Origin of the sequence: uncultured Aquabacterium sp. (assembly GCF_947366995.1) — a bacterium.
In the GTDB taxonomy this organism is placed as follows: Bacteria; Pseudomonadota; Gammaproteobacteria; order Burkholderiales; family Burkholderiaceae_C; genus Aquabacterium.
On sequence record NZ_CANBCC010000126.1, the window covers coordinates 1 to 2,592 of the forward strand.

4 protein-coding genes are annotated in these 2,592 nt (G+C 64.9%); all 4 read left to right on the forward strand.

Features of this window, described 5'->3' with window-relative positions:
• Positions 1-1,097: molybdopterin-dependent oxidoreductase (locus Q0Z44_RS18245; protein ID WP_298015429.1), on the forward strand; the 1,097-nt coding region annotated here is incomplete at its 5' end.
• 9 nt (positions 1,098-1,106) lie between these two features.
• Positions 1,107-1,787: a c-type cytochrome gene (locus Q0Z44_RS18250; RefSeq protein ID WP_273623928.1), complete on the forward strand. Its 681-nt coding sequence runs from the start codon at positions 1,107-1,109 to the stop codon at positions 1,785-1,787.
• Between the two features lie 64 nt (positions 1,788-1,851).
• Entirely contained in the window at positions 1,852-2,172 is a 321-nt protein-coding gene (locus Q0Z44_RS18255) for a high-potential iron-sulfur protein (protein ID WP_114655810.1), read from the forward strand.
• 71 nt (positions 2,173-2,243) lie between these two features.
• Positions 2,244-2,573, forward strand: coding sequence for a DUF305 domain-containing protein (locus tag Q0Z44_RS18260; protein WP_236637094.1), 330 nt, complete (start codon positions 2,244-2,246; stop codon positions 2,571-2,573).
• Positions 2,574-2,592 lie beyond the last annotated feature (19 nt).

Consider the following 2,592-nt stretch of genomic DNA (forward strand, 5'->3'; position numbering starts at 1 on the left):
CCATGGTGACGTACCCGCAAAAACGGCCGCTGATTCGCGTTCACACCCGGCCGCCGCATCTGGAAACGCCATTCTCAGTCTTCAACGAAGGGCCGATCACCGCCAACGACGCTTTCTTCGTGCGTTACCACCTGGCCAACATCCCGCTGGCGGTCGACCCTGCTACCTACCGGCTCACCGTCAAGGGAAAGGTCAACACGCCGTTGAACCTGTCGCTGGCCGAACTGAAGGCACTGGCCGAGCCGGTGGAGGTGGTGGCGGTCAACCAGTGCTCCGGCAACAGCCGCGGGTACTCGTCGCCGCGCGTCTTCGGCGCACAGCTCGCCAATGGCGCGATGGGCAATGCCCGATGGGTCGGCGTGCCGCTGCGCAAGGTGCTCGAGAAGGCGGGTGTGGCTGCAAGTGCCCGCCAGGTAACCTTCAACGGCCTCGACACGCCGGTGCTGCCCGCGACCTCGGACTTTCGCAAGGCGCTGGACATCGAACACGCGCTGCAGGACGAACCGATGCTCGCTTGGGGCATGAACGGCAAGGACCTTCCGTTCCTCAACGGCTACCCGGTCAAGCTCATCGTGCCGGGCTACTTCGGCACCTACTGGGTCAAGCACCTCTCGGAAATCGAGGTCATCGACCATGTGTTCGACGGCCACGACGCGCTGTTCATGACGACCGCCTACCGCGTGCCCGACAACGACTGCCAGTGCGTGGCACCGGGTTCCGCAGCGGCGAAGACGCGGCCCATCTCCACGCTGCCCGTGCGCAGCTTCATCACCAGCGTCCAAGCCGGTGGCATCCTGCCCGCCGCCCGCTCGATCGAACTCAAGGGAATCGCCTTCGATGCCGGTGCCGGCATCAAGACGGTGGAAGTCTCCATCGACGGCGGCCGGAGCTGGAAGGCGGCGACGCTCGGCAAGGATCTGGGGCGCTTCTCGTTTCGCGAATGGCGGGCGCCGGTGAGCTTCGCGAAGATGGGCCGAGCCGTGCTCATGGTCCGTGCGACCAACCAGAAGGGCGAAGGCCAGCCCGCCACGGTGGACTGGAATCCGGCGGGTTACCGCCGCCATGTGGTCGAGTCCACGCCGGTCACCATCGCCTGAGGACACGCCATGAAAACCCCCACTTTTTTGGTCCGTGCCGTTCTTGGCTGCTGCGTGTTGATCGCGTTCAACGCGTTGGCCGCGCCGCCCGACATCAAGCTGCAGCCCGACACGTCGAAGCTGCGCCCCTCGAAGCTGCCGGGCTACGCCATCGCGATGCAGAAATGCGCGATCTGCCATTCGGCGGACTACGTCAACTACCAGCCACCCGGCATGACGCAGACGCAGTGGACCGCCGAGATGGCCAAGATGCAGCACACCTACGGTGCGCCGATCAGTGACGACGAAGTCAAGCAGGTGGGTGCCTACCTGGCGGTCGCCTACGGGTCCGCGAAGGCCACAGACGCCAATGTGATCGCCGCCTCCACACCCGCGCCAGCGTCGCCCGCTCCGCCAACGTCACCGGGTGCTGCGGCCACGCCACCAGCCGGTGGCGCGAGTGTCAACGTCCAAGCGCTTCTTGCGAGCAACGCCTGCCTGAGTTGCCACGGCCTGACCCAGAAGATCGTCGGTCCGGGCTATCACGACGTCGCCGAGAAGTACAAGGCCGATCCGCAGGCGCAGTCAAAGCTGGAGGCCAGCATCCGTGGCGGCAGCGTCGGCAAATGGGGCAGCGTGCCGATGCCGCCTTTCGCCGCACTGAAACCCGAAGAGGTGAAAGCGCTGGCTGCGTTCGTCTTGAAGCAATAAGCACGCCCCCGATCGCTGCAGCGAAGACTCCGGCAACGACCAAAACCCCCACGAGATTAAAAAAATGACCCCCACGAATCGCCGCTTTTTCATCTTCCAAGTTGCCGGCGCGGCAACCGCGCTGTCCGTCTCCGCCGCCCACGCACAGTCCGGCGGCCCGAAGCTGGCCGAGACCGATCCTCAGGCCGTGGCGCTCGGCTACAAGGAAGACACCACCAAGGTCGACGCCAAGAAATTCCCCAATCACGCGGCCAGCCAGAACTGCGCGAACTGTCAGCTGTTTCAAGGCAAGCCCAAGGAAGCGACGGGCGGCTGCCCGCTGTTCGCCGGCAAGCAGGTCGCTGCCGCGGGCTGGTGCAGCGCATGGAACAAGAAAGCGGCATGAGCAGCGGCTTCGTTCGTGCGGGCATCCTCGGGTTGCTGGTCGCAGGGAGCACGTTGACGCAGGCGGCCGACATGCACGCGCACGGTATGAAAGCCGAGGGCGTCGTGCCTCCCAGCTTCATGGCCAGCACGGCCAAGCCCTTCGATGCGCTGATGGGTGATGCCATGGCCGTAATGGACCACGACATGCGCACCGCACCCATGAACGGCCAGCCCGCGCACGACTTCATGACCATGATGATTCCCCATCACCAGGGCGCCATCGACATGGCCAAGTCGATCCTGCTCAACACGCAAGACCCGGAAGTGCGCAACCTCGCGCAGGGAATCATCACCGAGCAGGCCAACGAGATCCGGCTGATGCAGGCTTGGCTCGCACGCCACGCATCACCCGCCAAGTAGTCGCTCCAGACACGTCGAA

What these genes read in the sequence shown, in the direction of transcription:
- Q0Z44_RS18250 (WP_273623928.1), top strand. Translation starts at nt 1,107, where the DNA reads ATGAAAACCCCCACTTTTTTGGTCCGTGCCGTTCTTGGCTGCTGCGTG.
- Q0Z44_RS18260 (WP_236637094.1), top strand. Translation starts at nt 2,244, where the DNA reads ATGCACGCGCACGGTATGAAAGCCGAGGGCGTCGTGCCTCCCAGCTTC.
- Q0Z44_RS18255 (WP_114655810.1), top strand. Translation starts at nt 1,852, where the DNA reads ATGACCCCCACGAATCGCCGCTTTTTCATCTTCCAAGTTGCCGGCGCG.